The 369-nt window shown below is 67.2% G+C and carries 1 pseudogene; it reads right to left on the reverse strand.

Annotated elements, in window-relative coordinates:
• Nucleotides 1-367: pseudogene (locus AX690_RS20530) on the reverse strand (UDP-glucose/GDP-mannose dehydrogenase family protein); the annotation flags it as partial.
• Nucleotides 368-369: the final 2 nt, after the last annotated feature.

Genomic DNA, 369 nt, shown 5'->3' on the forward strand with positions numbered 1-369 from the left:
TGCCCACCGGCACGGTCGACTTGGTCACCACCACCGTGAAGCCGTCGATCAGGCCGGCGATCTCCTCGGCCGCGGCGTAGACGTAGGACAGGTCGGCGTGGCCATCGCCGCGGCGGGTGGGCGTGCCCACCGCGATGAACACCGCGTCGGCGTCCTTGATCGCCTGAGCGCCGTCCAGGGTGAAGAACAGCCGGCCTTCGCGCACATTGCGCGCCACCAGGTCGTCCAGGCCCGGCTCGAAGATCGGGATCTCGCCCTTCTCCAGCCGCTTGATCTTTCGGGGGTCCTTGTCGATGCACGTCACCACGTGACCGAAGTCGGCGAAACACGCCCCAGACACCAGGCCCACATAACCCGTGCCAATCATCG

It is taken from the genome of Caulobacter sp. CCH9-E1, assembly GCF_001556515.1.
Classification (GTDB): domain Bacteria; phylum Pseudomonadota; class Alphaproteobacteria; order Caulobacterales; family Caulobacteraceae; genus Caulobacter.